The 24,214-nt window shown below is 50.7% G+C and carries 20 protein-coding genes; 3 read left to right on the forward strand and 17 right to left on the reverse strand.

Annotated elements, in window-relative coordinates:
• Positions 1–38: 38 nt before the first annotated feature.
• From narI to JI735_RS25235, 4 genes are read right to left on the reverse strand one after another with little or no spacing between them, the layout of a single operon-like run.
• Complete coding sequence (gene narI, locus JI735_RS25220) at positions 39–725, reverse strand: respiratory nitrate reductase subunit gamma (RefSeq protein ID WP_020429247.1); 687 nt, start codon at positions 723–725, stop codon at positions 39–41.
• A complete protein-coding gene (gene narJ / locus JI735_RS25225) occupies positions 722–1,288 on the reverse strand; it encodes a nitrate reductase molybdenum cofactor assembly chaperone (protein ID WP_039836901.1) in 567 nt (188 codons plus the stop codon). The genes narI and narJ overlap by 4 nt, the downstream gene beginning before the upstream one ends.
• Positions 1,281–2,858, reverse strand: a complete 1,578-nt coding sequence (narH, locus tag JI735_RS25230) for a nitrate reductase subunit beta (RefSeq protein WP_039836900.1) — start codon at positions 2,856–2,858, stop codon at positions 1,281–1,283. The genes narJ and narH overlap by 8 nt, the downstream gene beginning before the upstream one ends.
• On the reverse strand, positions 2,848–6,522 hold the full coding sequence (locus tag JI735_RS25235) for a nitrate reductase subunit alpha (RefSeq protein ID WP_039836899.1): 3,675 nt from the start codon (positions 6,520–6,522) through the stop codon (positions 2,848–2,850). Before JI735_RS25235 ends, narH begins: the two co-directional genes overlap by 11 nt.
• A gap of 326 nt (positions 6,523–6,848) precedes the next feature.
• Between JI735_RS25235 and JI735_RS25240 the strand changes: the two genes are divergently transcribed.
• Positions 6,849–7,274, forward strand: a complete 426-nt coding sequence (locus tag JI735_RS25240; RefSeq protein WP_039836898.1) for a hemerythrin domain-containing protein — start codon at positions 6,849–6,851, stop codon at positions 7,272–7,274.
• On the opposite strand, the gene JI735_RS25245 is transcribed toward JI735_RS25240, so the two are convergent.
• On the reverse strand, positions 7,226–7,726 hold the full coding sequence (locus tag JI735_RS25245; protein ID WP_063822104.1) for an RrF2 family transcriptional regulator: 501 nt from the start codon (positions 7,724–7,726) through the stop codon (positions 7,226–7,228). The two genes, JI735_RS25240 and JI735_RS25245, sit on opposite strands and share 49 nt — an antisense overlap.
• Positions 7,727–7,877: 151 nt before the next feature.
• Here JI735_RS25245 and hmpA point away from each other — a divergent pair, with 151 nt between their 5' ends.
• Complete coding sequence (gene hmpA, locus JI735_RS25250; protein ID WP_039836897.1) at positions 7,878–9,059, forward strand: NO-inducible flavohemoprotein; 1,182 nt, start codon at positions 7,878–7,880, stop codon at positions 9,057–9,059.
• A gap of 70 nt (positions 9,060–9,129) precedes the next feature.
• On the opposite strand, the gene JI735_RS25255 is transcribed toward hmpA, so the two are convergent.
• The 11 genes from JI735_RS25255 to JI735_RS25310 all read right to left on the reverse strand — a co-directional run bounded on the left by JI735_RS25255 (position 9,130) and on the right by JI735_RS25310 (position 22,624).
• A complete protein-coding gene (locus tag JI735_RS25255; RefSeq protein WP_020429256.1) occupies positions 9,130–9,837 on the reverse strand; it encodes a Crp/Fnr family transcriptional regulator in 708 nt (235 codons plus the stop codon).
• Positions 9,838–9,863: 26 nt separating this feature from the next.
• Positions 9,864–10,025 carry a rubredoxin gene (gene rd / locus JI735_RS25260; protein ID WP_039836896.1) on the reverse strand — a complete coding sequence of 54 codons (162 nt, stop codon included), beginning with the start codon at positions 10,023–10,025 and terminating at the stop codon, positions 9,864–9,866.
• A gap of 26 nt (positions 10,026–10,051) precedes the next feature.
• On the reverse strand, positions 10,052–11,269 hold the full coding sequence (locus tag JI735_RS25265; protein WP_039836895.1) for an NAD(P)/FAD-dependent oxidoreductase: 1,218 nt from the start codon (positions 11,267–11,269) through the stop codon (positions 10,052–10,054).
• Positions 11,270–11,284: 15 nt separating this feature from the next.
• Complete coding sequence (locus JI735_RS25270) at positions 11,285–12,520, reverse strand: FprA family A-type flavoprotein (protein WP_039836894.1); 1,236 nt, start codon at positions 12,518–12,520, stop codon at positions 11,285–11,287.
• Positions 12,521–12,791: 271 nt separating this feature from the next.
• A complete protein-coding gene (locus tag JI735_RS25280; RefSeq protein ID WP_039836893.1) occupies positions 12,792–13,739 on the reverse strand; it encodes a helix-turn-helix transcriptional regulator in 948 nt (315 codons plus the stop codon).
• 218 nt (positions 13,740–13,957) lie between these two features.
• Positions 13,958–16,753, reverse strand: coding sequence for an endo-beta-N-acetylglucosaminidase (locus JI735_RS25285; protein ID WP_202676556.1), 2,796 nt, complete (start codon positions 16,751–16,753; stop codon positions 13,958–13,960).
• Positions 16,754–17,045: 292 nt separating this feature from the next.
• Positions 17,046–17,405, reverse strand: a complete 360-nt coding sequence (locus tag JI735_RS25290) for an MmcQ/YjbR family DNA-binding protein (RefSeq protein WP_039836891.1) — start codon at positions 17,403–17,405, stop codon at positions 17,046–17,048.
• Positions 17,406–17,449: 44 nt separating this feature from the next.
• Complete coding sequence (locus tag JI735_RS25295; RefSeq protein ID WP_083886802.1) at positions 17,450–19,843, reverse strand: polyprenyl synthetase family protein; 2,394 nt, start codon at positions 19,841–19,843, stop codon at positions 17,450–17,452.
• 187 nt (positions 19,844–20,030) lie between these two features.
• Positions 20,031–20,969: a GNAT family N-acetyltransferase gene (locus tag JI735_RS25300; RefSeq protein WP_039836888.1), complete on the reverse strand. Its 939-nt coding sequence runs from the start codon at positions 20,967–20,969 to the stop codon at positions 20,031–20,033.
• Positions 20,970–21,174: 205 nt separating this feature from the next.
• A complete protein-coding gene (locus tag JI735_RS25305) occupies positions 21,175–22,101 on the reverse strand; it encodes a hypothetical protein (protein WP_039836887.1) in 927 nt (308 codons plus the stop codon).
• 109 nt (positions 22,102–22,210) lie between these two features.
• Positions 22,211–22,624, reverse strand: coding sequence for a MerR family transcriptional regulator (locus JI735_RS25310; RefSeq protein WP_202676557.1), 414 nt, complete (start codon positions 22,622–22,624; stop codon positions 22,211–22,213).
• 94 nt (positions 22,625–22,718) lie between these two features.
• On the opposite strand from JI735_RS25310, the gene JI735_RS25315 reads away from it, so the two are divergent.
• On the forward strand, positions 22,719–23,564 hold the full coding sequence (locus tag JI735_RS25315) for an SDR family oxidoreductase (protein WP_202676558.1): 846 nt from the start codon (positions 22,719–22,721) through the stop codon (positions 23,562–23,564).
• A gap of 1 nt (position 23,565) precedes the next feature.
• Here JI735_RS25315 and JI735_RS25320 read toward each other — a convergent pair whose 3' ends face one another.
• Positions 23,566–24,045: a DinB family protein gene (locus JI735_RS25320; RefSeq protein ID WP_039836870.1), complete on the reverse strand. Its 480-nt coding sequence runs from the start codon at positions 24,043–24,045 to the stop codon at positions 23,566–23,568.
• Positions 24,046–24,214: the final 169 nt, after the last annotated feature.

Below are 24,214 nucleotides of genomic sequence, written 5' to 3' on the forward strand. Positions count from 1 at the left end.
CCTATTGAACAGGGAAAGAAGTCTGGGCTTGCTTTCCTTTAATTCGATTTATGTCTTCTGTATAGAATATAACTTCTGCCTACATAATTCAACGGAACACTCCATACATGAACTAGCCGGGTGAACGGCCAAAACGCAAAGATGGCAAAGCCGGACAGGACATGGATTTTAAAGGAAACCGGCACCTCTTTCATGAGAGACGGATCGGGACTGAACATAAACAAGCCGCGGAACCATATCGAGATCGTCTCCCGGTAATCAAATTCGGGCTGTACTGCATTTGTGACCAGGGTGGAGTACATGCCCATAAACACGATGAACAAAAGCAGAGAATTGACAATCAGATCGGAGGCGCTGCTGAGACGGCGGACGTTCTTTATTGTAAACCGCCGCGAGGTGAGAATCAGCATCCCGGCCAGTGTAGCCATTCCGAATATCCCCCCGATATATACAGCACCGATATGGTACAAATGATCGTTAACACCCAATGCCTCCATCCATGACTTCGGGACCGCCAGACCGCCGATATGTCCGAAGATGACCGGAATAATCCCGAGGTGAAAGAGAATACTCCCATATTTCAGCTGCTTTTTCTCAATGAATTCGCTGGATTTGGCCGTCCAGTTGAACTGATCCCTCCGGTAGCGGTAAATATGCCCGACGATAAAAACGGCGAGGCAGATGTATGGGAATATGACCCATAAAAATTGATCGAACATATTCATTGACTGAGAGCCTCCTGTTCGATGCAAGCTTTGAGTGTTTCCCGCAGTCCTTTTATCAGATGGAAATACGGACTTTCGTGTTTGCCCAGCGCCTGAAGCAAATGATACGTGCCGTCTTCAAAAATGGCTGTCAGCATCCGGAAATTCTCCGGCGCAGCCGGGTCGTTCAGCCACTCCGCAGCATACAGGAATTCACACATAAGCGGCAGGTAATCCGGCAGCTCACCTTCAGGCATTTCAAGACCGTACATTTCATACAGTATTTTCAGTTTGGCCAGGATTTGTCCGCGCTCTTTGGCATCCTCAAACTTAAAATAGGTCATATAAAGGGCGCAGTCCCGCTGAAAATCAAAGGTTGCGGCATAGTTCTCCTGAATCTCATCCAAGCTGAAGGTCTGCATGAGCGACCAATAAGCATGCACATGAGGGTAAGCCGGATGTCCGGCTTCAAATGCCTCTTCCAGAAAGGCCGGATGAAAATCCAGCTTTTCCGGATACATCAGCTGCAGGGCAAAATATCCGAAGGATTGCTTGAAATTATGGAGCTTGCTTAGATCAATCACGCCAGATCCCCCCGTAGAAATTCTCTTCGTACATCTCTTTTGCGGTCTTCGTGTCTCCGCCGGCAGAGCTTGCCGGTCCGCAGCCATCGCAGCCGGAGCCGAAACCGGAACCCATGTCCCCCATCCGGTTGCCGTATCCGGCGGAGCCTTGGGCGCGGTAAGGATTCATGGTCTGTTCCTTATGCGAGGTCGGAATCACAAAACGGTCCTCATATTTGGCAATGGCCAGCAGCCGGTACATCTCCTCAGTCTGGTGTGCCGTCATGCCAACCCGGTCAAGACGGGAAAGATCAAAAGGCTGATCTGCTGATTTCGCCCGCATATAGGAACGCATCATCGCCATCCGCTGCAGGGCTTCTTTTACAGTCTGCGTATCGCCTGAGGTCAGCATATTGGCTAAATACTGAATCGGTGTCCGCATTTCTTCAACGGCCGGGAAGATCATGTCCGGGTTCTTCAAAGAATCCTTGCCTTCAAAATAGTTCATAATCGGGCTGAGCGGCGGCACATACCAGACCATCGGCAGCGTCCGGTATTCCGGGTGCAGCGGGAACGCCAGCTTATGCTCAATCGCAAGCTTATAAACCGGTGAATTCTGTGCCGCTTCCAGCCAGTCTTCCGAAATGCCGTCTTTTCTGGCCTGAGCGATGACTTCAGGATCATGGGGATTCATAAACAGATCACATTGTGCTTGATACAAATCCTTTACGTCCGGTGTTGAAGCGGCATCAAGCACCTTGTCTGCGTCATACAGCAGCACACCCAGATACCGGATACGTCCTGTACAAGTCTCGGAGCAGACGGTTGGCAGTCCGGCTTCCACGCGGGGGAAACAGAAGGTGCATTTTTCCGCTTTGTTGGTTTGCCAGTTGAAGTACACTTTTTTGTAAGGGCAGCCCGTCATGCAGTATCTCCAGCCCCGGCAAGCCTCCTGGTCTACGAGGACAATGCCGTCCTCCTCCCGCTTGTACATCGCTCCCGAGGGACAGGAAGCAACACAGCTCGGATTCAGGCAATGTTCACAGAGACGGGGCAGATACATCATAAACGACTGCTCGAAGTTGAATTTGATTTCCTCTTCAATCTTCTGGATGTTCGGATCAAGGGGTCCCGTTACATGTGCGCCGGCCAAATCATCCTCCCAGTTCGGCCCCCATTCCAGATCCATTTTCTCTCCGGTTACAGCCGAATGCGCACGGGCCACCGGTGAATGTTTTTGTTCCCCGGCCTCGGTCAAATGCTCATAATTATAAGTCCACGGCTCGTAATAATCCTTCATTTCCGGCATGTCAGGGTTATAAAAAATCTTCCCGAGCGCTACCTTGGACAGCTTGTTGCCGGACTTCAGCTCAAGCTTGCCTTTGCGGAGCTGCCAGCCCCCTTTATAAAGCTCCTGGTCTTCCCAGCGCTTCGGATATCCGATGCCGGGTTTCGTTTCTACGTTGTTGAACCACATGTATTCCGCGCCTTTGCGGTTCGTCCAGGTCGTTTTGCAGGTAACACTGCAGGTATGACAGCCTATGCACTTATCCAGATTCATTACCATTGCCACTTGTGCTTTAATCTTCAAGCCAGTTGACCTCCTTCTTTAATCGCACGGCTACGTAAACATCACGCTGGTTGCCGATAGGACCGTAGTAGTTGAAACCATAGCTGAGCTGTGCGTAACCGCCGACCATCTGGGTAGGCTTCAGATGAATCCGGGTAGGTGCATTATGACTGCCTCCGCGGGTATCTGTAATCTCGGAGCCAGGCACTTGGATATGCTTGTCTTGCGCATGGTACATGAACATAGTGCCTCTTGGCATCCGGTGGCTGACGACAGCGCGGGCCGTAACCACGCCGTTGCGGTTATAGACCTCCAGCCAGTCGTTATCTGAGATGCCGTGCTGCTCCGCGTCCTCGTTGTTGATCCACACGGTTGGGCCGCCGCGGAACAAGGTCAGCATATGCTGGTTATCCTGGTAGGTCGAGTGGATATTCCACTTGCCATGCGGCGTTAAATACCGCAGCACAAGCGCATCCTGACCGCCTTTCACTTCCCTGTCGCGCGGACCGAAAACCATAGGCGGCAAGGTAGGCTTATAGACCGGCAGCGCCTCGCCAAACTGCTGGAAGATCTCGTGGTCAATGTAGAAATGCTGCCTTCCTGTCAGGGTACGGAACGGAACCAGCCGTTCAATATTGGTGGTAAACGGTGAATAACGGCGGCCTTGTTTATTGGAACCGCTGAACACCGGAGTCGGAATCACTTCCCGGGGCTGTGCCGTGATGCTCTGGAACGTGATTTTCTCTGCTGCCCGGTCCGCCGAGATATCCCTCAGCACAACGCCGGAATCCTTCTCTGCCTGCTCGTAAGCTTTCTGTGACACACGGCCGTTGGTTGCTGATGACAGATGAAGTATGGTATCAGCCACCTGGCGGGCGGTTTGGATTTTGGGAAGCCCGTTTTTGATGGATTCATCATAAAAGACCCCGTTGAGCCGCTTAAGCTCCTCGTATTCTTCAGCCACGGAGAAGCTGATGCCATGAGCGCCTGCTTTGCCAACGACCAGATTGGGTCCAAGGGAGATGTATTTATCGTGGATCTTGGTGTAATCCCGCTCAACAATGCTTAGATTCGGCATCGTTTTGCCGGGAACAGCTTCCACTTCCCCTTTGGCCCAATCTTTGACCAGCCCCATCGGCTGGGAGATCTCACTGATCGAATCATGTGCAAGCGGGGATGCGACAAGATCCTTGTAGACTCCCGGCAGCTCTGATTTCGCCATTTCCGAGAAAACCTCCGACAGCTGGCGGTAGATATCCCAATCTGAACGGGATTCCCACAGCGGATTCACCGCAGGATTAAACGGATGCACAAACGGATGCATATCTGTGGAGGACAAATCCGTCTTTTCATACCAGGTCGCAGCCGGGAGTACGATGTCCGCATACAGCGGAGTAGTTGTCATCCGGAAATCCAGCGCAACCATGAGATCGAGCTTGCCTTCCACATCCTCCCGCCAGACGATTTCTTCGGGCTTCTGCTCTTCATTCGGCTGGGCAAGCAGCCCGTCGGATGCGCCCAGCAAATGCTTCATGAAATACTCCTGTCCTTTGGCGGAGCTGGAAATCAGATTGGAGCGCCAAATAAACAACGAACGCGGAAAGTTCTCGGGTGCTCCGGGGTCTTCCACCGCAAAACGCGTCTTTCGTGATTTGATCTCCTCCAGCGAATGGGCAATGATGTCTGCATTCGACTTCTTGCCCTGCTGTGCAGCTTCTTCGGCGAACAGGAGACTGTTCTTGTTGAACTGCGGGAAGGAAGGCAGCCAGCCCAGCCTTGCAGCAAGCACATTGTAGTCAGCCGGGTGCTGGTAAGCTACCTCTCCTGCTGTCGGCGACTTCAGCGAATCGGTACCGCTCTCCTCATAGCGCCACTGTTCCGTTGCGAAATAGAAGAATGACGTGGCATTCTGCTGCCGTGCCGGCCCTTGCCAGTCCTTAGCAAATGCGATGGTAGACCAGCCTTCAATAGGGCGGCATTTCTCTTGCCCGACATAATGCGCCCAGCCGCCCCCGTTCACCCCTTGGGATGCCGTCAGAACAACAAGGTTCAGGATCGAGCGGTAGATGGTATCGCTATTGAACCAGTGATTAATTCCAGCACCCATAATAATCATGGAGCGTCCGCCGGTATCGAGGGAATTCTGGGCGAATTCACGGGCAATCTGGACCACTACGCTGGATTTCACACTTGTAATCTTTTCCTGCCAGGCGGGGGTATAATGGGAGCTGCTGTCGTCGTAACCCTTGGCATTCCAGGGACTTTCCGTTCTGGCAATGCCGTATTGGCTCAGCATCAAGTCATACACCGTTGCGGCGTATCGTTCCGTACCGTCGGCCAGCCGAATTTTCATCGCCGGGATGATACGCTTGAACGTTCCGTTCCCCGCCTGATCAAAATAAGGGAAGACGATTTCTTCCCACTGCCCGCCAAGGCCTTCTACAGAAAGTGCCGGATCAATCTTCGTCCCGTCTTCCTGTTCGAGAATAAGGTTCCATTTCTTGTCCGTTTCCCAGCGCTGCCCCATCGTTCCGTTAGGCACCATCAGCTCGCCGGATACTGTGTCATAAATCACCGGTTTCCAGTCCGCATGCGGAGAGGCTTCGCCAAGATCGCTTGCCCGCAGGAACCGGCCGCCCTTTAGGCTGGACTCATGCGGGTCCAGCAGGATGATAAACGGCATGTCCGTAAACTGCTTGGCATAATTAATGAACATGGGTTCTTCACGTTCATTGTAGAACTCCTTCAGAATTACATGTGTCATCGCTTGCGCCAAGGCGGCATCCGTTCCGGGATTCGGGGCGAGCCAGTTGTCAGCGAATTTGACATTTTCGGCCAAATCCGGCGCCACCGACACCACTTTGGTTCCTTTATAGCGCACTTCGGTCATAAAGTGGGCATCCGGTGTCCGGGTAAGCGGCACATTGGAGCCCCACATCATCAGATAGCCGGCATTATACCAGTCGGAGGATTCAGGAACATCCGTCTGCTCGCCCCAAATCTGCGGTGAAGCCGGAGGCAGATCCGCATACCAGTCGTAGAAGCTGAGCATCTGCCCGCCTAGCAGCGAGATGAACCGCGCACCTGAAGCATAGCTGACCATGGACATGGCCGGAATCGGAGTGAAGCCCGCAATCCGGTCCGGCCCGTATTTGCGGATCGTATAGATCAGCTGGGCCGATATAAGACGGAGCGCATCCTCCCAGGCAACACGGATATGGCCGCCTTTGCCGCGGGCTTTTTTGTAGGAACCGGCTTTCGCAGGGTCTTCCACGATGCTTGCCCATGCATCCACAGGATTGTCATGCTCAAGTAATGCGGCCTTCCACAGCCGCCACAGCTTCCCTCTCATATAGGGATATTTCACCCGGAGCGGGCTGTATTCGTACCAGGAAAAGGTCGCCCCTCTGGGACAGCCCCTGGGTTCAAACTCCGGCATATCGGGCCCGCAGGACGGATAGTCAATCTGCTGGTTCTCCCAGGTGATGATCCCGTTCTTCACAAAAACCTTCCAGCTGCAGGAGCCTGTACAGTTGACCCCGTGTGTAGTGCGGACTACCTTATCATGGGACCAGCGCTGGCGGTACATATCCTCCCAATCCCTGTTTTTTTCCTCCAGAATGGACCAGTTCCCGGAATAACTTTCGACCGGTTTAAAAAAGTTGAGACCGTATTTTTTCTTCATTGCTTACGAACACTCCTTTGCAGAATGAAGGACATGGAAGAGTCACACTCACTTTTCATTCGAATAATTTCATTATGGAGGTCCGGGGCATGAGTTCCCATTAGGGAATGTCCTATAGTCCCGCGGGAAATCCCTTGATTCCGCCAAAAGCAAAAAAGCCCGCCTCTTCAAGAGGTAAGCTTTTCGCATGTTATCGTCAGAAAGGATATCCGCTAAGCCGTTAGGGAGTTCCCTCTTTTTGCACGGGGGATGTCCTAACCGGAATTTTCACTGCTTTTCTATATGCTATACTGAATATACTCAGAAAAAATTGGGGAGGATGGACAATGACAGGACCCTCATTACGCCAGCTGCACGCCCATCATGCGATTCATCAAGGCGGGCTGTCCGGAGCAGTTGCCAAGACGGAAGAAGTTGAGAAGCTGCTGGAGATTCACGAATTAGAGGTCGCGCGCCAAGCGGCTGATCACCTCGTCGAGTATTGGGAAACCAGGATACTCAGCCACGCGGAAGCAGAGGAAGAAGGATTCTACCCGGAGATGGCAGCTAATCACCCAAGTCTGCAGGATGCTGTAACGAAGCTAACCCGTGATCATGAGCTGCTTCGCACAATCGTTGCGGATATCAAAAGTATGCTTAATGAAGACGGCCTTACACCGGAGGTTATTCAGCAGTTTCATGCCCTTTTAGTGGTGAACGCTATTCATAGCCGGGATGAGGAAAGGCTGCTGCTGGAGGAGCCGTCAGTATAATCGTTATCGTTACTTGATTCTCTTTGAAAAATAGCCTGCAGATCATGCTTATTCAGCAATAAATCCTGTAATGTATATTCACTGAGCACCTGCAAGTAAGCAGCCAATGCTCTGCCAAGCACTCCCTTTAATCCGCACGCCGGAGAGATCGGACAGTTGTTGCCGGAAGGGTCAAAGCATTCTACCAGATGAAAATCATCTTCCATCCGGCGCACAACTTCTCCAATGTTAATCAGCCCAGGCGCCCTGGCCAGCCGGATTCCCCCTCCTCTGCCTCTTACCGTTTCAATATACCCTGCTTGCCCAAGTTCATGGGATACCTTCATCAAATGATTTTTGGAGATATGATAGGCATTTGAAATGTCTTGTATGGTTGAGAGCTCACTCCGCTCTTTCGTCCCGAGATACATGAGGACCCGCAAAGAGAAATCTGTGTACATGGTTAGTCTCATTCGATCCACCATCCCTTAGTAGCAGTATGTGATCTTTGTTACAAATAATACCATAAAAATTGTCGATTTTGTTAAAGTGGTATTTTAAATATATCTTTTGACTATAAAAGAGTATATATTAAATTTGTAATAATGAGAGGAGTGAACGGTTATCTTATCCAAACAAACACGCGATATTGTCAAATCCACAGCCCCTGTATTAGCGGAACACGGCACAGCCATTACATCGGTGTTCTACCGGAACCTGTTTGCGGCCCATCCAGAACTTCTGAATGTATTTAATCATGCCAATCAGGCCCAAGGCCGGCAGCAGGCAGCACTCGCGAATGCGGTGTATGCCGCAGCAGTTCACATTGACAACCTGGAAAATATTTTGCCGGCGGTTGTTCAGATCGCCCACAAGCATGTCAGCCTTGGCATTAAGCCGGAGCAGTATCCGATTGTCGGCGAGTTTTTGCTGAAAGCCATCAAGGAAGTGCTCGGCGACGCAGCAACGGACGACATCCTGCAGGCCTGGGAAGAAGCCTATGGCGTGATTGCCGATGCCTTCATCGGTGTTGAAGCGAATATGTACAAGGAAGCCCGGGAGCAGGAAAACGGCTGGAACTTCTTCAAACCGTTTACGGTTGTCCGCAAGGTACAGGAAAGCGAAAGTATTACATCCTTTTATCTGAAACCGGCAGACGGTTCCGGCGTGCCGGCGTTCAAGCCGGGCCAGTATATCTCTGTGCGTGTTCTGATTCCGGGTGAACAATACACCATGATCCGCCAGTACAGCCTGTCCCAGGCGTCAAAGCCGGATGAGTTCCGCATCTCCGTGAAGCGGGAAGCCGACAATGATCCAAATGGTGTAGTCTCTGTCTACCTTCACACACAGGTGAACGAAGGGGATACGGTGGAAGTAAGCCCGCCTGCCGGTGAATTCCTGCTGGATACTGCCAAAACCACACCGGTCGCGTTTATCTCGGGCGGTGTAGGAATCACGCCGATGATGAGCATGCTCGAAACGGTGGCCGTGTCCACACCGGACCGTCCTACGGTTTTCCTGCACGCTGCGCGCAATGAATCGTTTGCCGCTTTTGGTGAGGATATCCAAAAACATGCTTTGAACATGACCAACATTCAATATAAAACCTATTTCTCGGACGGCCCCGATGGTCAAATCACCCGTGAAGCACTAGAGGCGTATGTTGATCCTACAGGTGATGCCTATGTGTGCGGACCGGTTCCCTTCATGGAAGCTATGATCCGCAGCCTGCTGGCAATGGGGATGAAAGAAGAACAAATTCATTATGAGTTTTTTGGTCCGGCCCTGCAATTAGAACATGCATAATTACACGATAACACAAAACAGGTACACTGTCCGGTGATGGACGGTGTACCCGTTTTTTTAGGATTACAGTTCAATCCATGTATTTCTCCAAGGAGGGCCGGTTCCGTATAACCATCCGTTTGTTGCCGATCAGTTCAATCAGCCCCAAGTCTTCAAAGATAGCAAATTTCCGGCTGATCGTTTCCCGGGTGACCCCTGCATAATTTGCCAGCTCTTCACGGGACAGCGGGAGATCGATATGAATACGGCCGCCGCGCATTTTACCATAGATATCGCTAAGCTCCAGAATCATGTAGGCGATGCGGATTTCCGGGTCCTTGGTTGCCAGACTTTGCGCCAGATTTTCAGTATGGGCCAGTCTTTTGGTAACCGTCTTTAGCAGCTTGAAGGCGATGTCCGGATTGTCCAGCATGATCCGCTCCATATCCGCTCTGGTCAGCATACAGATGCTGGTGTCTTTCAATGCATAAGCGCTGAAGTTGCTGAGTTCATCGCTGTTAAAGATGCTAAGCTCACCAAAAAAATCGCCTGCGGTTAAAATGTGCAGGATCTGCTCCTTCCCCTGCGGCGTCATTTTGGACAATTTAACTTGCCCCTGCTGGATAATGAACAAGGTATCGGTCGGCTGCTCTTCCAGAATCAGCGCCTGTCCCTTGGCATATTTCCGGTGGATAATCATGGCGCTGATCCGGGAGAGGTCGGCACCAGACAGCGAAGCAAAGATCGGCACCTTGCGGGTACAGGGCTCTGCGGCATTTTGACAGGAATGTTCCGGCATCTCGCATCTCTCCTTTTTCGTATTTTTTAAGAAATGGGTGAAAAATGGCTGGTGTCTTCTCCGCAGACCGGGCAGACCCAATCCTCCGGCAAATCTTCAAAAGCAGTGCCCGGTGCCACATCCTCATCGGGGTCGCCAATTGCTGGATCATAAATATAACCGCAGGGTTCACATACATATTTCTTCATCAGGTTCATCTCCTGTTTCGTTAAGGTTAGTTGGGCAATCTCGTTTGAACTTCCGACATGATCGCTGAGAGGCTGCGGGAAAGATCAATGCCTTCCAGACTGCAGCCCGTCTCAACGGCAGATTTATATACCAGTGAAGCAGCGGCGCCTTCCCAAGAAACAGCACCAATTATTGTGTGATCTTTCACAAATATCTGTGTGTAAATGCCGTTCTCTTGCACAGACACACTCAGGTCGCACTGTGATTCATCGGTCATTCCAATGGAAAAAAGCGATATTCCAAACGCATTAAAGTAGGTAACCGGAACCGCTTTACGGTAAGCCGCAGGCTCACTCGCTGCCATATTGTTGCCGGCGACCCGCCCTTGCTCCATAGCTCCTCCCCACAAGCCTTCAACCTGTCCGTTCATTTCGGCGATATCCCCGGCAGCATATACATGGGGAGCGCTGGTCTGCATATTGGAGTTAACGATAATACCTGAACGGGTATCAATCGGTGTATCCTTCACAAGTGTTGTGTTCGGTACGATACCAATCGAGTAAACCACATGATCACAGGCAACTGTAGTTTCATCGTCAAGTGTAACTCCAGTGACGGCCTCTTCTCCCGTGATCGAGGTTACGCCGGAATGAAGAATGACTTTTACCCCAGCCTGCTCCAGGGTTTCTTTAAGCATCTGTGAAGAGGTTTCATCCAGTTGTCTGATCATCAACCGTGGTGCCGCTTCGACAACGGTCACTTCGTATCCGGCTTCATGTAAGGCCCATGCGGTTTCCAGCCCCTGCACCCCACCGCCGATGACAACGATACGGTTCCCGCTTTCGAGGCTGGCTTTCAGCCGGTCGGCATCTTGTAAATCCCGGAGGGTATGAACGTTCTTCAGCCCTGCACCTTCTACAGGGAGCGCACGGTTTCTCGCACCCATGCAGAGCAGAAGCTTATGATACACAATCTGTCTGCCATCTGCTGTTTCCACCTGCCGACGGTCCGTATTGATATGAGTGACCCGGGTAGAAGTGTGGACGGTGATACGGTTGTCCTTGTACCACTTTTCCTTTTTGATCAAGACCTTATCGCTGTGTAAATCGGTGAACAACCCCTTGGTCAGCTTAATCCGGTTATACGGAAGATGTGCTTCCTCCCCGAAGATGGAGATTTCGGTATCCGGGTCCTGATCCCGAATCGCCTTGGCGGCATGAACGGCTGCCACTCCGCTGCCTACAATCACATAATGTTTGGACATGAACGTTTGCCCCCCTTAATAAGCGCTGAGCAGCAGATCCGAAACAAATTCCGCAGCATTTTTAATTTTTTGTACTTTCTCGGCATCCTTTGGTGAGAAACGCACCCGGATCGGAAATTCCACATGAATCATTCCTGTTGACTTGATGACTTCGGATGTACTCTGTACCGTCATGTTGGTAGTGTTCAGATAATCCTGAATAACCTCTATGGCTTCCCCGCTCCATCCGTAGGAACCAAAAGCAGCTGCGAGTTTGCCTTCCAGATTCATATTTTTCATTTCTTTCAGAATAGGCTCCAGGTTGCCGATCATATCCGCATATCTGGTGGAGCTTCCGACAAAAACGGCATCGGCTGAAGCGATGCTGCTCAGAATTTCCGCTGTGCTGCTCTTGTCAGCATCCCACACCTCGGTCTCGATATGATTTTCCTTAAGGCATTCCTGCAGGATGTTCGCCATTTTTTTGGTATTGTTCTTGAGCGTGGTATAGACAATCGCCGCTTTTTTGCCTTCAGTCGTTTCACGGCTGAGGACATCGTAGAGATCAATATATTTGCGGATATTTTCCCGGATTAAGAACCCGTGGGAAGGTGCGATCATCTTGATGTCCAGGTCTTGGACGGCCTCGATCAGCGTTCTGACATATCTGCGGTGAGGGTGAATGATCGCACTGTAATAGCCTTTGAAGTCATCCGTAATATCGAAGCCGGCCTCATCGCTGAACAGCTTCTCTACCGCAACATGGGTGCTGAAGATATCACAAGGGAAGAGGATTTTATCTTCCACACAATAGGTGATCATCGTTTCAGCGGTATGAAGATACGGTGTCTCTCTGAACAGCAGCGTTTTGCCGCCGATATCCAGCGTATCCCCATCGTTCACAACGAGAAAGTTCCGGCTGTGGAGTTTGTACATTTCCTGGAGTTCCGGCACTGCAATCGCGGTGCAGACAATAGTAGCATTCACAGCCCGTGAAGCCAGCGCAGCCAATCCCCCGGAATGGTCAGGCTCTGTATGGTTGATGACGATATATTCAATATCCATGGGATCTATAAATTGGCTGAGCCGCTCCGCATACTCACGTCCAAATTCCATATCCACGGTGTCAATCACAGTCGGTTTGCCGGTTTTCAGCAGGTAGGAATTATAGGTCGTTCCTTTCGCCAGAATCAGACGATGAAACGGGACTTCACGGTTGTCAATTTTACCGACCCAATACGTATCTTGTGCAATCTTATATTCTGTGTTCATAAGCTCGCCTCCTGAATGATAATGTTTATCAACAACTTCATTCTATAATGGAGGCTAAACGAAAAGGAGGATTACAATCACATTTTGAAAATTTCCAAAGAAATATTCAAAACGAGTTTCAAAGCAAGCTTCAAGCGAATTTTAAAGAAAGTATGAAAGTTTCAAACTTTATCTTATATAAGTTGACTATACACCTTTGCAGCCAAACGATTATGCGTTGGATCACTTTTGATGTGAGGCCCGAATGAACAAAATAGCGTCTCCTCACCTTTCAGTACCGTTTGAACATCCTTTCCGCCTCTTCCCGGACCCGGCGGCGGAGAGACACCGGTTCCAGCACTTCGGCATCTCCGCCCCATGAGAGGATATAAGGCAGCAGCTCCTCCAGCTGCCTTATGCGAAAAGTAACCAAAAGACCATCCTCCCGCTCTTCGGTAGTCTCCAGATAATAATTAACGGTCTCGATCATTTTGTCGGCAATATTCAGGTTCACCCGAACCACTACGCGTAAGTTACGGTCGTCGGGCGGGCGGTAACGGCTCAGGTTAAATCCGGCCGGAATGGAGAAGCGCTCTTCCAGCACCGCAAGCTCTGTCATCCGCGACAACCGGAAATGGCGGATATCCTGCCGGAGACCGCAGCGGGCGACCAGCGTCCAGTTCCCCTGGACGAGCGCCAGGCCATAGGGGTCAACCTCACGGCTGCTCTTGCGGCTGCCGTCCGCTTCCGGCATTTTTTTCAGATAGGTGAAGCTTAACCTGTGCCGTTCCAGGATCGCGCGCCGGATTTGACCGAGATAGTCCTTTTCCTTCCGGCCGGTTACAGGTTCTCCAGCATGAAGAAGCCGCATCGTATCCCGTACGCGTGCCGACTCGGCACGCACCGGCTCCGGCAGAACCGCTTCAATTTTGCGCCTGGCAGACTTTGACACGCTGCCATACTCCGCATCCAGCCTTTGTTCAATGAAATCCGTACCCATCAGCAGGGCTACTGCTTCTTCGGCCGTGAAGCCTACCGGCGGCAGGAAATACCCTTCCATCAACGAATATCCCTGCCCGGGAGCTCCAATAATCGGAACTCCCGCTTCGCTCAGGGCCTGGATATCGCGGTAGATCGTCCGCACGCTAGTCTCGAATTGAGCGGCCAAATCTTCCGCTCTGTGCACCTTGCTGCGCTGAAGCTCAAGCGTAATGGCAAGCTGCCGTTCGGTTTTGTTCATCTTCTTGTCCCCCGCTGCTGTAAAGTCTGTTACATCTTATACTAAAAACGGCGGACGGACAAATCCATACGGGTGAGATGCGGAGAATGCCGTCTAGCCTCTGGGTATGGAACACTATTCTGCGAAAAAAACAGCCTGTCCAGGGAGAATCCGTCCTTGGACAGGCTGTATGGCTGAAACGTAAAATTAACGGACATCATTTAATATCTTGAGAATGCTTAATGGCTGCCCTTCAGATACACCGGCTCAGAGCGGTTGCCGGCATAGTCCTCCATCACGACATACACAACATTAGCTGTCGAGCGGAAGCTGAGAGAAGCTTTGGTGGTCCGTCCCCGGACAATCATCGGCTTATTGCCGGAGCTGTAGGTGGTTGCAAAAGATTTCGCCACCCCATCCTCATACACATACAGATACCGCCAGTCTCTGGTGTTCGGCATCGGCAAATTCAGGATGTCCTGATTCCAGGACCAGGCTTCGGCATAGGGTTCGGCGATGGTGTCCATAAAACGCCCGCTCACCGAAACCGGATCTACAGTGCCTGCCGTAACGGTAACAATGTAATCATCGCCGTTCACCGGCATCCCGGTGAATTCTGCCGAGGTCGAACCTGCAGGAACAACCTTTTGCTGCTGCACCGGCTCCGCCGTAGTAGTCCAGTTCACGGACTGCACGCGGACGGTAATGCCCCCTGCCGTACTGCCGGTATTTGACCAGCTAACGTCAAACCTTCCGTCTGCTTGGGAATTCACTTTCAGATTAGAGACAGCCGCATTCAGGTTAAAATTCAGGGTTGCGGCATCGCCTTCCTGCCCATCTGCACCGACAGCCACAACTTTGAGCCTCCCGGATTTAGCCGGAAGCCGCTTGAGGTAGAACACCTCATCATATTTTCCGCCCATATATACATCATTTACATAGACGTTATATTGCTTAACTTTATTGTAATCAGGGTCCAGCTTCCAATGAACGACCATTTCACTCGTATCTGTAAACGCATTGGCAATCGTAAGGTCAGCCGGAGCCGCAGGTTTCACGGCAGTACCGTCGGTTATCCGGAGCTGTCCGATGTTCATCTGATAATTGTTCACAACCCCTTGGCCGGGATTAAAAACGAGTCCAAACGCAGCGATCGTCCGGCCTGCATAAGCACTCAGATCCAGCTCCTTCGTCACCCAGCCGCTGGTTTTGCGGCCGCTGTCCGGAACCGGCACTTTGACCACAGTATTCGGATCATCTGCCAGAATGAGGCCTACCGACATCGACGATGAATTCGCAGCCGACGGCTTATTGTAGCTAATGGACAGCTTGGAGCCTGCCTTCAGGCTAAGCTCTGTTTTGTATAAACGCAGGAAGTTCTCTGCATTCAGATTTCCGTTCACCACCAGCGAGCTGCCGCCGTTAAACCCACCGATCTGCTTATACTTATAGCGCTCTGTGCCCGAGAGATTGTATTCGGGTCCATAGTCGAAATCCACAGTAAGCCTGTTGCCTGTTGTCTCCTGCCACCATTGCCAGGTAACGGGAATGTCCTGCAAACTCATATTGGACCATTCCTCATTGTTGGAGACCGTACCGTTCACATAATACGACAACCCGTGCCCGGTATTGAAATTAGTATAAAAGTTATTGTCCTGAATGACCGAACGTTCTGCAATCACAGAAGAAATCCCCGGCCAATAGCGGTTGTCGGCATAGACATCCGAGACGGTGTTGGCGGCTGGCTTCGCAGTATTCTTTGGATTCACGTTGGGTCCCGACCACCACAGCTGCTCACGCAAATGCGTCATCCACTGGTAATCATTCTCCGACCTGTGGGAGACGGGATAGGACAGACCCATATCCTCATCCAGACCAGCGTGTACAAAATCGGCACCAAGCGTTGCCAGACTAAGTCTCGGCAGACCGGCCGCATCCACCTTGGCCGCAAGTGCTGAACCATTAACCGGCTTGAACCGGTCCCGTCCTGCTTCCAGGCCTGCATACCCCACATCATACAAGCTGTAGCTGGTGCCCAGGCTGCTATTCAGATTGGCCAAATAATTGTTGGCACCCGTAATCTGGGTGTTGCCAGCTCCATAATCAAAGAAAAAGGAGTTGGACACCGGCTCCTTTGTGCTTTTATCGACCAGCATGGAGATGTTGGAATCATTCAACGTCCGCGCGAACGTGTTCGCGCCGGTCTGGGTATTCAGCGAATCGTACCATTGGACATACAGCCCGCCTTTTTGCAGCGCTTTCATAAATGCGATGTAATCCGGGATATCGGCTACTGCCACATTCGGGCTCATTTCTTCCTGGTTGATAAAATAACCGTCAAAACCAAAATACTGTGCCATTGCAATCAGCTTTTCAGCTACCGGGAACTTTCCCTGCTCATCCCGGACAATCATTTGCTTGTAGGTCTGCTGGCCGCGGTCGTTGTTGGAAAAGAAAATGCCGGCTAAGGACATCACGCCATTTTTATGCGCCGCATCAGTATAAGTCGGGTTGGGGATATTCAGCATCCCGAATTCGAACCATTTTTGCTGCCAGTCCTTCTGGGCCAGCTCATCATAATATTCCGGCGGGGTATACGCGGTTGCCGTGCCATGCCAGTAGGAGTAATAATCGATATACTGCCAGAAGTTAAAATGGTACTGCGCAAACTTGTTCGTATACGGCGCATTCTCAATAAATGCGTTGCCGTAGTCGCCTGACACATTCATCATCCGCGTCTGCGGACTGAGCGCCGGATTCGCCTGAGTCGCAGCAAAAGGGGCGATTCGCTCCTGCAGCGGTACGCGTGATCTAAGCAGTTCGGCATCCGGATCAGTCTGGGGACTCCAGTTGGCAATATGGCTGCTGGTATAACCATGAACATTGGGCTGGTTGGCACCAGGAGCACTGTCTCCTTTAAAAGGCCATGTGTCGCCGGCATACGCCGTCAAGGGAAGACCTGAAACTAGCAAAGCAGCAGCCAACAATGCAGATGTCAGCTTAGGAAGTGATTTGGTACCGGTGGGAATATTCATCCTTCCATCCTCCTCGTCTTCTGTGGTTTCGCTTACATTTCATCCATGCATCCTTCAAAGACAAACCTGTTTCCTGCAAGTGCTGCCATCCCTCACCCCTTTTTTGGCATTTTGCTATCCCCCAAATCTATCCCGAATCTTCCCTTACAAATAGTGGAGAAATTAAAGATAACCTGGACATATTAAAGTTTCTGATGCGGTTATAGACCTGAAAGAGCCTCGGAAGCACTCTTGGCAAACCAAAAAAACCGCGCCAGGCGCGGTTTCCAAATCAATGAGCTCATGAGTCTGCTTAACTGCTCTCCGCAATGGATTCACGGAGGCTTTTAGGAAGCTTTTTGACTACCAAATCATACGAATGGCCGATCATCAAAAAAATATCCTGCTCCGGCACGGAACCATCCAGTGTGATAGAATTCCAGTGTTTTTTGTTCATATGGTACCCTGGCCGCACATTATCATATTGCTCCCGCAAATTTGCCGCGATTACAGGATCGCATTTTAGATTAATAACCGGTTGGCTGGCTATATTTTCAAAAATAAGTGCGAACATTTTCCCTTCAACCTTGATCACCAGCGATTCCGGCCCAAAAGGATGCGTTGGGACCGCCCCCTTCTTTTTCAGGCAATATTCTATTATGTTTTGTTTCATATTTTTCATAGCAGCAGCTTTCCTTTCTAATATTTTCCTTCATTTTAACGGTTCCGGTTAATAATATAGTCCAATAAATGGTTCAGAAAAGCAATTTTGCGGGGAACCGCATTCAGCGCTTCCACGGCATGACAGTAGTGATCCCACATTTCGATTCTGGCGGCTTCCGGACCAAGGACAGACACAAAGGTCGAATTGTTATTTTCCATATCCATCCGGGTGTTTTTGCCCAGCACCTGATGATCCCCTTCCAAATCAAGCAGATCATCTTTGATCTGAAAGGCAATGCCCGCATGGTAGGCGTATTTCTTCAACGCGTTGATTTCGGCTGTTTGTACCCCGGCCAGTATGGCTGGCATTACCAGAGAAGCTTCAAACGCTAACCCCGTTTTGTAAAAACACATCATATTCAATTGCTCCAGGGTCATCGCTTTTCCTTTGGAGTGCAAATCCATCGCCTGCCCCATGCACATATCCTCTGCCTTTTCGGCCGAATATTGCATCAGAGCCAGCACAGTTGCAGGATCAAAAGCCTGAAGCGAAGCCTGCTCCTGAATCGCCTTTTGAATCAGGTACAGGCCGGTTAATTCCGCCGTAGCGCTATTATGCACCTGATGCAAGGTCGGCCGCCCTCTGCGGGTGGACGCATTATCCTGGGAAGGCAGATCGTCAAAAATCAAGGATGCGGTATGCATAAATTCCAATGATCTCAGAAGCGGCTCGATCGCAGCTGCCTGCATGCCATACACCTCAACACCCAGCACCCAGGTTAATATTGGCCGTATCCGCTTCCCGTCGCCGGTCAGACTATAATTCGCCGCCTCAATCAGTGATTCTTTCATCGGAGGGATTCCATCCGGCCTGGGAATCTTCAGCAGACCGTTGATTTGATCGCGGACAGTGCGGACGGTCGTCTGAAACTTCTCCTTTTCCTTCCGGCCGTTTTTCAATTGGGCATTGATCTGATCCCGGAGCAGCTTGTCGAAGAAATCCACATCGTCTGCTTTTCGGACCATATGTTGTATAAGGCGGTTGAACTCCGGATTCCCAGACGCAAAAATCTCCATGATTTCGTTATACCGTTCTGTACCTACCCGTTCTTTGCAGCGTTTCAGTCCGTTGATTGCCCGGTCCATAATCACCTCAAGGGTCTTGGCATCGGAATGATATACATTATGGATCAAATGGGAGATTACCGTCCAGTATAATTCATAAGGATTGATCAGATCGGGACGCTGCTTCCGGTATTTTAAATAATAGGTATATGGGGTGACGGCCCCATCCTTCATATCATCGTACATATCCGCAAAATCATCAGCCAGCTGGTTATAGATTCCATAATAAAAGGTCCGCTCCTCAAAACCTTTATCCTCAGCAGCACTAATCACCGAACGGACAATTAATCTCGACGAAGAGGATTTTAGAATAATAGGGATGTACAGCTCTTCGTTGGTGTATTCCGCATTAGCCAGATCCTTGTTGCGGTCGATGTCCTGGGAATGAAAAAACACATAAGACTGTTCAAAAAAGGTTTTCTCTGTTTCGGGCTTCTGCAGGCTTTGGATATATTCAAAAGCAGTCCGCAGCTCTGTATGGACGTATTGAATGATTTCCATATGGATTCCAGGCCACCCGCTCAGCTCCGGCACCTTTCCCGTCAGAAGGGCAGTCCGTATCATTGCGGAATATTGTTCTTTTTCGGGAGCCGTTAAGACCTGGGAATCCAGAAGATCGTCAATAAAAGGGTAAGTCAAACCATAGGAATACCCGATCCGGATGGCTTCATCCAGCCTACGGGTGCGTTCAGCGGGCGTGGTCTGTTCATCCATTTCTTCTACCACATGCAGAATAACCCCGACGATGATTTTGATGAGTTTACGTTCGGCTTGCTCGGCATCCATTTCCTCCGGAATATGGGAAGAGACATTCTTAAGTTTGTCTATCACCCAAATCGCTGCAGCTTCGATTCCTTCCTTCTGGGCCCAGCGGTAAAATCCGGCTATACTGGACAATCCGGTTAATCCGGTCTGGTCCTCCTGCTCATTTGCGCCGGAATGCATCAAGTGTCTTTTCAAGTCCGTGACTACCCGCTGAATCCGGGTCTTGGTGCGGGGATCATCCAGCGCTTTGCCCAGATCCCTCATGTAGATATAGGACACACTCCGGTCTAAATAATTATCCAGTTTGCCTGTATAGTTCAGCCATTCCAGATACTTCTGATTATCCCGTGTATCCCCTGCTCTCTTCCTCCGTGTAAAAAAAGACAGCCATGACCGTTGATGGATATGGTTCTTCTTCCACGACTGGATATCTTTTGTCAATGCAGGGACATAAGTTTTGTCCGTGACCTGCATATTCAGGGCTGCAAAATACTGGGCTGCCTTATGCTCCGCCAGCCGGTACACCGTATCGCCCTGCTCTGTAAAGTTCTCATTCATATGCATTCGTTTACCTCTGCTCGAATTTTTGTTTGGGCCTCATAATCATACCCCTAATACGGCCAAAAATCTTTTTGGTTACCTATTGGCACTCCTATCATGCTTCCATCCGTCTACAAAAAAAGAAAGACTCGGTTTATAAACCAGGGCCTTTCTTTTTTGAAGTAAGAGTGCTTACCTGTTGTTTTCATTCAGCCAAAAGAGTGAACGGTTTTTCATAAATGCTGATTGCATAATCAGATTTCATTCCGGCTTTTTCATAGAGGCGGTATGCACCCGAAGGGTTGGTTGCATCGACACCCAGCGAAACGAGCATTTGACCCGCATGATAGGATGCCCTGAACAGGCACTGCAGCAGGGCCAGGGCAAGACCGCGCCCACGGAAAGGCCGGCGTACTCCAACCTGCTCGATGAAGAGCAGGTCTTCGCGCATGCGTCCGAGCGCAAAACCCGCAACATCCCCGTTCGGGTCCCGGGCGATCAACCACCAGCGTTCCTCAAAGGTAGGCAGCAGTGTCTTTTCGGCCCATTTCTCGAAAGGAGGCACCGCAAAATCCCAGTGATCGGCAAACGACTCTACATAAGCCTCATGCACGGCTTGTTCGTCGCGCCCCTTCATAAACGGCTCAATGGTGAAGCCTTCAGGTAGAATGGCCGCAGCCGGTTCGGTGTCCAGCCGGATTCCCATTCGCTTGAAGTAACGGACCGGCGCAAAGCCTTGCGCCTCAAACAGCCGGACAGCATCTTCGCATAATGTCGGGATCATGCCTTGCAGACGCTTCGGGACTCCTGTTGCATTCCGTAGTTCTGAGGCCCGGGCTTCCAGCGACTTGACGAGCGACGCACCCACGCCCCGGCCCCGGGCTGCGGGCAGCACGCAGCCGTAGCTGAACAGCTTTTCTTCACTATCCTCCTCAAGAAAAGCATATCCGATTAATGACAAGTCTGTGTCTTCAACGACCCAGACATTGTGGTCCAGATCGAAGCCGGACCACATGTCCAGGACATCGTCGAGAACGATGTCGGGTGCTCCGAGGTCTTCGGTATCACAGGCAGCCACCAGATCGCATACCGCCTGAGCATCATTTAATGAGGGGCGGCGTATGCGGAAGGTTGAATTCGTCATCTAGAATAACTCCTTAACGGGTGATCAAACGCAGATCGCAGATTATTGATCCCTCTTTTACTAAAAAATGTATTACAACCATTTTAGCAGAAAAGCCTCTCTCTTCCCATTGAGTAATCATTGCATACGCCGTCTGTGCACCGCATCACCTAAAAAAGCAGGCACCCCTAACTTGCGGGCGCGCCTGCTTTGTATGTTGACACATTTATTGGACGGTACCCTGGGCCTTTTCTATACGCTCATAACTCAGCTTCTGCCGCAGTAATACTGCCAGTTCTTCAGCCGTGTCCCATACGATGGGACGGATAGCCTGGACATGTACATTCAGTTCTTCTGCTATGCTGTTGTTCACAGTCCAGATTACCGGGATGCTCAAACCAAGTGCATACCCTGCCGCAAAATACACTTCAGGAGACTGCCCGGTTAAATCTGCGATAATAAGTCTGCTGTCTGCGATTAGCGCCAAAGAATCGTGATCATGGTTCTGCGTGCTGTCTTGGGTAAGCAAGCGCGGCAGATAACCGAACTGCTCTATTTTTGGCAAAAGCATTTCCTGCCACTCCAGGCGCAGTTCCTTTTTCTCTGCGGTCAGAATGAGGCACGGCTTCAATTTTTTGCCTCCGGCGCTCGCCGCAGCCTCACTCCAGCCTTTATCCGTAAGCTTAAAGGTCATGCCTTCCCGTATAAGCAGCTGCTCATTAATGAGCTTATCGATGATATATACCAGCTCCTGCAAATTGGGGGAATACGTCAGATTATAGCTGCCGGAGAGCGGCTGAATAACAACAGGATCTCCTGCACTCCCGGAATGCCTGTACAAATATTGCAGCAGACGGTTCCCTTTATCCTCAATCGTCACTGGAATTTTTGGGGAATTTGCGATGGTCTCCAAATCGTTGAACGTTAGCGTAACCTTTTCTTCACAATCAGTCAGCTCCCGGATATAGCCTGATATCAAATGGAGTACGTCGCGTTTCTTGGGGTGCGGGAGCGCATTGATAGATTCGTAGCTGTCTCTCAGCAGATTATAGTACCCGCCGGGCGAACAAGAACAACCGAGATATCTATCGTAATCGCCCTCCGCCACAATGGGGACAATCTCATCGCAGAACAAACAGTGTTTCTTCGTCATAACAACTCTTCACCTCTTATTCATTGCTACCCCCTACCTTAACAATTTTCGTTTGAAAAGTAGACAAGAAGATATTTCCTGTAGTGTGCACATCTATAAAATAAGCAGCTCAACCGGATGAGCCAGCATGCCAAGTATGTAGCATCTCTTGAGCCTTTTGCGGATCGTCCATGAGCAGAGTCCGATACTCCAGCATCTTGTTAAGGGTGTCCAGCATTTGATCGTATTCTTTCTTCTTGCTTTCGATCTCCTTTTTCTTGCCGCGAATCCAATCGATAATCTGCAGGTTAGTGTGCGCATTAGCGTCGTGGTCCTGCAGAACTTCCTTCAGTTCAGCCAGCGAACAGCCGATAGACTGGAACTTCTTGATGAGCTTCAACCGCCCGACAGCCTCTTCCGAATAGTTGCGGTAATTGTTGCTTTCCCGCCGGACATGCCGATCATCAAGCAAGCCTTCCTTTTCATAAAAGCGGATCGTATGGATCGTTAATCCCATCTTGTCTGCCAGTTCCTGAATTCTCATAATCATTTCTCCTTTGGACGGCTTGCCCTAGAGTTCACTTCATAGTTTATACTTATCATGCTCAAGCAGTCAATTCATGAAGGAGGATATCATTATGCATGTTTTTGTTACAGGAGCAACAGGGTATGTCGGTTCCGCGGTCGTCCGGGAGCTGATCAGCGCGGGACATACGGTGACGGGCCTTTGTCGTTCTGAAGAGAAAGCTGCGGGATTAAAGTCGGCGGGAGCCGAAGTACTGTACGGCACGCTGGACGATCCCGACACTCTGCGCAGCGGGGCCGAGGCTGCGGACGGCGTGATTCATTTGGCGTTCACCAACGATTTTTCTGACTTTGAAGGTGCACTGGCGCTGGATTTGCGGGCTGTTGAAGTTATGGGAGCGGCGCTCGAAGGCTCCGGAAAGCCGTTCATTACCACGGCTCACGCAAATGGGCAAACCGTGGATCAAACAGTGCTCGCCATGGCAGAGCGGGGGATTCGGACATCCATTGTCATGCTTGCACCGTCCGTGCACGGTCAAGGCGATAAGGGCTTTGTGCCAATGATGATCAACATCGCCCGGACAAAGGGCTTTGCCGCTTACATCGGCGACGGAACAAACCGCTGGCCGGCGGTTCACCGCCTGGATGCGGCGGTTCTGTACCGTCTGGCGCTGGAATCCGCTCCGGCTGGCTCACGGCTGCTTGGCGCGGGCGATGAAGGCATTTCACTCCGCGAGATCGCTGCTGTCATCGGGCGGCAATTGAACGTGCCGGCGGTCAGCATACCACCTGAAGAAGCTGCCGCCCATTTCGGCTTTCTTGGCACCATTGCGTCATTCGACATCACGGGCTTGTACAACACTACGCAAGCGAGTCTGGCAACACGGGAGCTTCTCGGCTGGAAACCGGTACAGCCCGGACTGATCGCCGATCTCGAAGAAGGGCATTATTTTGCCTAAATTAAATATCGAACAATCCTCTTCGAATCAAGTTTGCGGTAACCGGCTGCTTACCCATTTCCCGCGACCAAATCGACAATTGGCCGAAATGGTGGATCTCATGGGCGAGAACATGCCGCATAATCTCACCATATCTGAAGCTCTCCCATTCGCCCGCAGCGTTCTGGTCGGATAAAATGCGAGTTTCCATGCTGCTATCCCAAGCGTAGATGAATGGAGCGATTTCCGCATGGCAACGCGCTGAATAATCTCTTATCTTTTGCACACCGATATAGTCCTCGAACGGAGGCTCTTCAGGCATCGGCTTTCCTTGCAATGCGGTTATCCAACTGTACTCGCACTCTACAATGTGAAACAGCGTATAGAAAATGCTGCCCGGACCGCCTGTGCGTCTCTTCAGCAGTTCTGTCTCGTCCACCGAGTCGCACCAGTCAAACCATTCTTTGCGTACCTGCCAGTTATACTCGAATAACTTCAACATGGGAGCAGCCTCCTCCTATAACTTTGATATTTCTACTTTCAATAAGTATTCCAGAAGTTATCGCATTATCCTGCTCGTTCGCTTAACGACGACTTCGGCGCTCCAACAACTTTGGCACAAGCATATGACAAAGGGCTGTCCCAGCCGTAGAATTAAGTACCACCGGGAC

Origin of the sequence: Paenibacillus sonchi, assembly GCF_016772475.1 — a bacterium.
Lineage (GTDB): Bacteria > Bacillota > Bacilli > Paenibacillales > Paenibacillaceae > Paenibacillus_AQ > Paenibacillus_AQ sonchi.

Excerpts from the sequence above, each read along its gene's own strand:
- narI (WP_020429247.1), bottom strand. The coding sequence starts at position 725 with ATGAATATGTTCGATCAATTTTTATGGGTCATATTCCCATACATCTGC.
- JI735_RS25235 (WP_039836899.1), bottom strand. The coding sequence starts at position 6,522 with ATGAAGAAAAAATACGGTCTCAACTTTTTTAAACCGGTCGAAAGTTAT.
- JI735_RS25240 (WP_039836898.1), top strand. The coding sequence starts at position 6,849 with ATGACAGGACCCTCATTACGCCAGCTGCACGCCCATCATGCGATTCAT.
- JI735_RS25245 (WP_063822104.1), bottom strand. The coding sequence starts at position 7,726 with ATGAGACTAACCATGTACACAGATTTCTCTTTGCGGGTCCTCATGTAT.
- JI735_RS25255 (WP_020429256.1), bottom strand. The coding sequence starts at position 9,837 with ATGCCGGAACATTCCTGTCAAAATGCCGCAGAGCCCTGTACCCGCAAG.
- rd (WP_039836896.1), bottom strand. The coding sequence starts at position 10,025 with ATGAAGAAATATGTATGTGAACCCTGCGGTTATATTTATGATCCAGCA.
- JI735_RS25265 (WP_039836895.1), bottom strand. The coding sequence starts at position 11,269 with ATGTCCAAACATTATGTGATTGTAGGCAGCGGAGTGGCAGCCGTTCAT.
- JI735_RS25270 (WP_039836894.1), bottom strand. The coding sequence starts at position 12,520 with ATGAACACAGAATATAAGATTGCACAAGATACGTATTGGGTCGGTAAA.
- JI735_RS25280 (WP_039836893.1), bottom strand. The coding sequence starts at position 13,739 with ATGAACAAAACCGAACGGCAGCTTGCCATTACGCTTGAGCTTCAGCGC.
- JI735_RS25285 (WP_202676556.1), bottom strand. The coding sequence starts at position 16,753 with ATGAATATTCCCACCGGTACCAAATCACTTCCTAAGCTGACATCTGCA.
- JI735_RS25290 (WP_039836891.1), bottom strand. The coding sequence starts at position 17,405 with ATGAAACAAAACATAATAGAATATTGCCTGAAAAAGAAGGGGGCGGTC.
- JI735_RS25295 (WP_083886802.1), bottom strand. The coding sequence starts at position 19,843 with ATGAATGAGAACTTTACAGAGCAGGGCGATACGGTGTACCGGCTGGCG.
- JI735_RS25300 (WP_039836888.1), bottom strand. The coding sequence starts at position 20,969 with ATGACGAATTCAACCTTCCGCATACGCCGCCCCTCATTAAATGATGCT.
- JI735_RS25305 (WP_039836887.1), bottom strand. The coding sequence starts at position 22,101 with ATGACGAAGAAACACTGTTTGTTCTGCGATGAGATTGTCCCCATTGTG.
- JI735_RS25310 (WP_202676557.1), bottom strand. The coding sequence starts at position 22,624 with ATGAGAATTCAGGAACTGGCAGACAAGATGGGATTAACGATCCATACG.
- JI735_RS25315 (WP_202676558.1), top strand. The coding sequence starts at position 22,719 with ATGCATGTTTTTGTTACAGGAGCAACAGGGTATGTCGGTTCCGCGGTC.
- JI735_RS25320 (WP_039836870.1), bottom strand. The coding sequence starts at position 24,045 with ATGTTGAAGTTATTCGAGTATAACTGGCAGGTACGCAAAGAATGGTTT.